Annotated in this window: 6 protein-coding genes; 3 read left to right on the top strand and 3 right to left on the bottom strand. The window is 30.4% G+C overall.

Annotation, left to right across the window (positions count from 1 at the left end; genetic code table 11):
• Positions 1-280: orotidine 5'-phosphate decarboxylase / HUMPS family protein (locus L987_RS04070; RefSeq protein WP_047503174.1), on the bottom strand; the 280-nt coding region annotated here is incomplete at its 3' end.
• A 90-nt stretch (positions 281-370) separates the two neighbouring features.
• Here L987_RS04070 and L987_RS04065 point away from each other — a divergent pair.
• A complete protein-coding gene (locus L987_RS04065; RefSeq protein ID WP_002508649.1) occupies positions 371-715 on the top strand; it encodes a winged helix-turn-helix transcriptional regulator in 345 nt (114 codons plus the stop codon).
• Positions 716-1,120: 405 nt separating this feature from the next.
• Here the strand turns inward: L987_RS04065 and pdxR are convergent, their stop codons facing one another.
• Positions 1,121-2,533, bottom strand: coding sequence for a MocR-like pyridoxine biosynthesis transcription factor PdxR (gene pdxR / locus L987_RS04060; protein ID WP_047503172.1), 1,413 nt, complete (start codon positions 2,531-2,533; stop codon positions 1,121-1,123).
• Between the two features lie 124 nt (positions 2,534-2,657).
• On the opposite strand from pdxR, the gene L987_RS04055 reads away from it, so the two are divergent.
• Positions 2,658-3,569: a DMT family transporter gene (locus L987_RS04055; RefSeq protein WP_047503170.1), complete on the top strand. Its 912-nt coding sequence runs from the start codon at positions 2,658-2,660 to the stop codon at positions 3,567-3,569.
• Positions 3,570-4,140: 571 nt separating this feature from the next.
• The gene (locus L987_RS04050) at positions 4,141-5,289 is read left to right on the top strand and encodes an alcohol dehydrogenase catalytic domain-containing protein (RefSeq protein WP_011303359.1); all 1,149 of its coding nucleotides are present in this window, start codon (positions 4,141-4,143) and stop codon (positions 5,287-5,289) included.
• A 141-nt stretch (positions 5,290-5,430) separates the two neighbouring features.
• Here L987_RS04050 and L987_RS04045 read toward each other — a convergent pair whose 3' ends face one another.
• Positions 5,431-7,692 (bottom strand): ATP-binding cassette domain-containing protein, encoded by a 2,262-nt coding sequence (locus L987_RS04045; RefSeq protein ID WP_047503167.1) that lies wholly within the window; start codon positions 7,690-7,692, stop codon positions 5,431-5,433.
• Positions 7,693-7,936: the final 244 nt, after the last annotated feature.

Below are 7,936 nucleotides of genomic sequence, written 5' to 3'. Positions count from 1 at the left end.
CTTTAATTGATGCATCTTCTGCAACGCCTAAAATTGTTACTATGTCTGCACCAAATTTAACTGCTTGACTTACTTCGTAATCGGCAGCATCCATAATTTTTAAATCTGCTAATACTTTTACACCATCAATATTATCATTTAAATGTTGTACAGCTGGTAATCCTTCATTTATAACAATTGGTGTTCCAATTTCTACGATATCTATATAATCTTTAACTTTATTTGCTAATTCTGTTGCTTCCTCTTTATTTAATAAATCAATTGCTAATTGTAATTCCATATGTTGTTACCTCCTATATATTATGTATTCATTATGCTATAATAACTTCGGAAATACAATACTGACAAATATGTCACTGAGGAGAAGAAATTGTTAATAGAATATAATAATAAATTATTTTACACTTCTAAAGATTTAGCTTTATCAGTAATTGGTGGTAGATGGAAAATCCCTATTATTTATCATTTATTACAATCAGAAGTACTTAGGTTGAGTGAATTAGAAAAAAAATTACCAGATATTAATCAAAGAATGTTAATTAGACAATTAAGGGAGCTTGAAAAGGATATGATAATAAAAAGAACTATATATCCAGTAGTCCCTCCAAAAGTTGAATATCGATTAACTAGTGTTGGTTTGTCTCTCGACAATGTGGTCTATGGTATTTGTGAATGGGGAGATGAATATTTGAAATTAATTAATAATGAAAATTAGTTAATTTTTTTAAAGAAGAAAAATTGAACCGAACTTTATATAATCTCTTTGAGGAATATTGATATGTTTTTATATTGACTAGTAAATTGATATAAATAGAGAATGACTCAGAGACATATAAGTACGCTCTAAACATACAAAATATTTTTTCTGATATTAATAGTGTATATAGGGTCATTAGATTATATATTTAAAAAAGCGAAGTATAATTATACTTCGCTTTAAGTTAATCTTTATAATAAAATTAATATTAAAAATAATGGAATATTAGTATAAATACTAACCTTGCTCTCGAAACTATTGTTGATATCACAGTATGAGTAACAAAAGTCTCTTTTAGCATCATTCTTATATACAATACTTTGTATATACTTACCTTTAGAGTCATTATTGAAAAAGAAAATCTTAATAATGATTACTTGTATTTTTTTCAAACCATGCTTTTTCAAGCAGTTTAACTGCTGCTTTTATTTGTTCTATGGATAGTACTGCAAAGCCAAGGAGGACGGTTTGGCCATCATTTTCCCCGTATTCAGAAACAGAATTTACTTTTACACCAAATTTTGCTGCTTGATCAATAGCCTCTTGTTCTGTCATACCATTATTTAAACGTAGGGTTAAATGCAAACCAGAGTCTTCGCCTATAACTTCAACACTTTCTGGGAAATGTTTTGAAATAGCTGTAATTAAAACATCTCTTTTTTTTCGATAAACCACTTTCATTTTTTGAATATGTTTTTCCCAATGTCCTCTATTTAAAAATTCTTTTAAGATATTTTGGTCTATGCGAGAGACTGTTTGAGCATAAAAGAAAAAGTCTTCTTGGTAGATATTGATTAGAGAAATTGGTAAAACCATATAACTAATACGCAGAGAAGGTAATAGTAATTTGGAGAAAGTACCCATATAAATTACATTTTCTCCGGTATCTAACCCTTGAAGCGCAGGTACTGGTTTACCACTATATCGAAATTCACTATCATAATCATCTTCAATAATATAACGGTCTTTTTGTTCTTTTGCCCATTTCAATATTTGTAAGCGTTTTGAAACCGGCATAATCATACCACTAGGAAACTGATGGGACGGCGTCACAATCGCTACATTTGCATCAGATTTAATTAAATGAGAAACAAGCATACCTTCTGAATCGATTGGAATGAATTCTACTTGATTTGCTTCTTTTTCAAATAACATCATTTTCCTATGATATCCAGGGTCTTCAACAGCAAATTTGCTCTTTGGTAATAATAGAAAAAGTATCTTCATTAAAGTTTGTGTGCCAGATCCGATAACAATTTGACTTGGATAACATTTTACTCCTCTTCCTTCGTAAATATAATCCGCAATTGCTCTTCGTAAATATAGCTCTCCTTGAGGATGGCCTAACTGTAATATTTGTTTGTTATCACTTTGAAATATTTCATTTACCAACTTTCTATAAAGGTTAAAAGGAAAAGATTCTGGATCAACACCAGTGTATGCAAAATCATAGGTATAACCATCGTTATTATTTAATTTTTCCTCCACATACTTGGGATTTTGATAATTTATATTAAAATCCTCTTCTTCAATATCGCAAATATAATATCCTTTTCTAGGAAGCGCTTTTAAGTAGCCTTCAGCAACTAATTGCCCATAGGCAGATTCAACAGTATTTTGACTAACGCAAAGATGCTGAGAAAGTTTTCGTTTTGAAGGCAACTTCATTTCAGGTAATAATCTTTTTTTCTTTATCTCTTGTTTAATATACGAATATAACTGGATATAAATCGGATCTTTGCCTTGAATATCAAAATTCGGTGTTAACTGTAACATTAAATCTGGTCCCCTCTACTAATAAAATACTGGCACTTATAAAAGAGTCAGATATTCACTATAATACCTTAAGAGTACAATTTTTACATCATAGTAATAATAATACTAACAATGGAGGGTTAAAATGAATCAGCAAAATCAACATATAGGATATATTATGATTATTAGTGGAGCAACTCTTTGGGGCCTATCGGGTCCGATGATACAGTGGCTTTTCCAACATTCCAGCATTTCATCCATAGATTTTCTTGTTTTTCGTTTACTATTAGCTGGAATTTTTCTTCTCTTGTATCTTTCTTTTTCAAAAAAACAAATCTTTGAAATTTGGAAGTACCCAGGTCACAGATTTCAACTCATATTATTTGGCGCTATTGGTATGCTCGGTGCTCAATACTTTTTTATCGAGACAATCAATGTAAGCAATGCTGTCACGGCTATGTTGTTTCAGTTTTTTGCTCCAATCCTTATTACAATTTATGTATCCATACAAATCAAGCAGCTACCAACTGCCAGACAATTTATCTCTATAGTTATAGCTTTAATTGGTCTCTATTTTTTAATCACAAATGGTTCGTATCAAAACATTCTTCTAACCAAACAGGGTATTATTTTTGGATTTCTTACAATGCTAGGTTTTACATTTTACACTATACAACCGGTTTCTTTAATCAAAAAATGGGGCGTCATTCTTGTAGTTGGGTGGGGGATGTTAATCGCAGGTGTATTTTCCTTTTTATTAAATTTAAATTTAAGTATTCAAAGTTTTATTGAAGACTTAACAATCACAACAACTGTTATGTTATTAGGTGTGATTATAAGTGGAACTCTTTCATTTCTTCTTTATATCGGAAGTTTAAAGTATTTATCCCCATCTGAAACAAGCATTTTATCCAGTATAGAACCTCTTGTTGCCATCATCATTTCAATTACTTGGTTAAATGAATCCTTTGGATACTATCAACTAGTAGGCGGACTATTTATTATTATAGCTGTCGTAGCTTTAACTACACCGAAAAAAAGTAAGTATGAAAATTAAACAAATTTTTCAAAATTTTTAAGCTATAAAGTAGTATAAAAAAAATATTTCTTTATAAAGAGTGTCTTAATCATTTCAAAACATGCTCGTTAACGAATATATCTTGATCTATACATTTTTTATCTCTCTTTTCTTATGAGGTACTTTATATTTTCGAGAATCTTCCATAGTTTGTAAGTAACTTAATTTCCCAAAAAGTAGCAATAACATAATGTGCATTTAAATTATCAGCTTTTAAAAGCAATAAACATTAAAATCCTTCGCTTTTCAGATTTTTATTTCGGTTTAAGAAAACACACAAATTCTTCTTTAAAATCAGCAATTACTTATAAACGGGTCAAAACTGTATAGTTACTTTTAGGTAAATCTTTAATTTTATTCTAGTATATTGCTTACATGTATTAAACTTATCTATAATTACTTTTTAATTAATTTTGGCTAAATAAATAGGATGTTTGGCATTTTGCTACATATGAACTAATAATTTTCTAAAAAGAGTAATAAATCAATTTATTACTCTGAGTTTACATTATAATATCAAGGGTAAAATCTTTAGAGGAGCGTGGTACAAATGAAAGCAGTTACTTATCAAGGTCATAAAAACATGGAAGTGCGTGAAGTACATGATCCAATAATAGAAGAATCAACGGATGCAATTATAAAAATAACAGCTTCAGGTATATGTGGTTCTGATTTACATCTTTACCATCAAGGTGATTTATTTATGGATCCTGATTTTGTTATTGGACATGAGCCAATGGGAATTGTAGAAGAAGTAGGAAAAGAGGTTAAAACCTTAAAAAAGGGAGATAGAGTAGTTATACCTTTTAACATAGGTTGTGGCGATTGTTTCTATTGTAATAATGAAATGGAGTCTCAGTGTGATAATTCTAATCCATCACCGGCAAGTTGGAAAATGAATAATGGTGGACTCTTCGGTTTTGGTGGCATGCACGGAAACCACTGGGGAGGTCAAGCAGAGTATTTGAGAGTCCCATTTGCCGATTTCTCCTCTTTCAAAGTTCCAGATAGTGATTTGAAAGACGAACAAGTATTATTTTTATCTGATGTGGTCCCAACAGCTTATTGGAGTGTTGAACATGCAGGCGTAAAATCTGGAGATACCGTTATTGTTCTCGGTTGTGGCCCAATCGGTTTAATGGCACAAAAATTTGCTAAATTAAAAGGCGCTGAACGTGTTATTGCCATTGACAATGTAGAACATAGATTAAACCATGCCAAAAAATCCAATGGCGCTGAAGTATATAATTTTTCTAAAGAAGATAATATAGGAAAATTACTTCATGAAAGCACACGCGGTGGTGCAGATGTCGTTATAGATTGTGTTGGAATGGATGGCCAAGTTGCTCAAGATGATTTAGAGATAAGTTCAAATTCAGCGCAACGAGGTAATATTAGTCCCATTATTACAGCAGCTGAATCAGTAAGAAAATTTGGAACGATTCAATTAACTGGTATTTACGGTACACCTGCAGACAATTTTCCAATAGATTTAATTTTCAATAGAGATGTCCAAGTAAAAAGTGGACAAGCGCCAGTTATTCATCAAATGCCAAAATTATATGAAATGATTAAAAATGAGGTTTTTGATCCAACAGAAATTATAACTCATACAATGCCTTTAGAAGATGCAAAACAAGCGTATGATATTTTCGATCAAAAAAAAGATAATAATATTAAAGTAATTCTAAAACCATAATAATAAATTAATAAAGAAGTCTATATACAGATTATAACCAGTATATAGACTTCTTTATTAATTTCATGTGATAATTTTCAGAATCGCTAAGTTTCAAAATTTCTAAATCTAACCAATGCTCTATGAAAATATGAAACAACTTTAATCATTTGCTATATAAAGTTTCAAATGCTTAGATGTTAATGTTTTATTCTCTTTAACAAAGTTTATAGTATAGCCACTAAATTGTATTTTACCCCCATCTAGACCAGGTCCTGGTCCTACATCTATAATCCAATCAGCATCACACATAATTGATAAATTGTGTTCAATTAAAATAACAGTGTTATTTTGTTCAATAAGATCATTAAAACAGTTTATCAATATAGGAATATCAGCTTCATGTAAACCTGTCGTAGGTTCATCAAATATAAAAATACTATCTGTAACATCATCATTTAAATATTGGCCTAATTTAACGCGTTGAATTTCACCACCTGATAATGTAGATAGAGGTTGGCCAAGGGTTACGTAATTTAATCCAGTTTTACTTATAGCTTGTAACTTAGACTGAATTTCATTTTCTTTATCAAAAAATCTTATACCTTCGTCAACAGTCAATTCAAGGAAATCAGCAATAGAATAGCCATCTATAGTTGCATTCAACACTTCTGGCTTATAACGTTTACCGTGACACACTTCACATGTTTGTGAAAATTCACCCATAAATGCAAGTTCTGTTTCAATATAACCTTTACCACCACAATTGGCACAAGCTCCTTTCGAATTATAACTAAACATAGATTTATTTAATCCAGTTTCTTTGCTGAAAAAATTTCTGACTCTATCAAAAACACCTAAATAAGTTAGTAAATTAGACCGATTGGAACCTTGTATCGCTTTTTGATCCATAAATACTGCATTATCATTTTTTGCAAAACCTGCCTTAACAAGTGAACTTTTCCCAGAACCTGCTACTCCAGTTAATACTGTCAAAACATGCTTGGGTATATCAACTGTCACATTATTCAAATTGTTTTGGGTCACTGGTCCAAGATGATAAAAACTCTTTGCTTCACGTATCTCATTTTTTAAGTGATGTTTGATACGTAGTGCTTCCCCAGTAGATGTATCTGAAGACAATAATTCTTTGTATGTTCCCTTAAACGTTATCTCTCCACCTTGCGCCCCTGAACTTGGCCCCATATCAATAATATAATCTGCTTCTTTAATTACATCAGGATCATGTTCTACAATTAATACTGTATTACCTTTATGTTTTAAAGATTTCAAAATTTCATTTATTTTTGCAATATCCTCTGGATGTAAACCAACACTTGGTTCATCAATGATATAAACCAAATCAGATAGCGAACTATTTAAATGTCGTATTAATTTAAGCCGTTGTGCTTCTCCACCTGATAAAGAAGTGGTTACACGGTCAAGAGTTAAATAACTTAATCCTATATAATCAAGTGCTTCTAATTGTTTTCGGAGTGGTTCAATAATAAACTGGGCTGTTGAATTATTTAATTTATTAAGAAATGCTAAATTTTCTTTTACAGTCATTTGTGTGAAATCTGAAATATTTTTTCCCATAATTTTACAACTCAAAATTTTCGAATTTAAACGTTGACCGTTACAAGTTGGACAAACTTTGTTTTCCACAACATTTTTAAGATGTTTAGCATAACGTTTTTTGTTAAATTCTTTATCTCCCAAGAATATTCTTCTAAACCTAGGTATAAGTCCCACATATTTTGCTGATTTCCGCCATTCTTCAGGTGGTTTTTTTAATTTTATTGGCTCCTGATATAAAAACAAATCTAATTCCTCTTTTGTATATGCTTTTAATTTTTTATCATTATCAAACAGACCACTATCACGATAAGCTTTCCCTCTTTCTTTATCAGGTCCAAAAGATGGAAAATTAATAGCACCTTCATTTAAAGATTTGTTCCAATCTAAGAGCTCATTTAAATTAATGTCTTCAATGTAACCTAATCCTTCACATGTTTCACACATACCATTGGGACTGTTAAATGAAAAGGCATCTGAATAACCGACAAAAGGTTCACCTATCCTTGACCATAACAATCTAACAGAGGCGTATATATCAGATACTGTACCTACAGTAGATCGAGAATTACCATTAAATCTTTTTTGACTAATCGTCATTGCTACAGGAAGATTTTTAATTGCTTTTACTTTTGGTTTAGGCTGCTTATTTAAATGAAATTGAATGTAGCTAGAATAACTTTCATTTAAAAGTTGTTCAGATTCAGCAGCTATTGTTCTGAAAACCAGTGATGATTTACCTGAACCAGAACGACCTGTAAATACTGTAACTAAATGTTTAGGTATAGTTATATTTATATTTTTCAAATTATTTTGTGAAGCTCCTATAATGGTAATATCATTCATAAATTAAATTGCCCTCCATTGTAATTTTTAACAATTAATAGTATAGATGAAGTTAAAAGATTAGTAGAATTTCGAAATAAGTTACATTACAAAAACAGTATGTAGAATATCTAATATTTTATCGTAGATTATAAGTTCTCTTAATGAAGTTAAGTTCATTTTATTTTTATAAAAACCTAACAACAAGAGACTAACAGCAAAGTTATAAACTTTGCTGTTAGTCTCTTAGATAATAAATACTGAT

It is taken from the genome of Staphylococcus sp. ZWU0021 (genome assembly GCF_000798895.1).
GTDB lineage: Bacteria > Bacillota > Bacilli > Staphylococcales > Staphylococcaceae > Staphylococcus > Staphylococcus saprophyticus.
The sequence above is the reverse complement of the archived record's forward strand: the minus strand, read 5'-3'. Positions and strand labels throughout refer to the sequence as shown.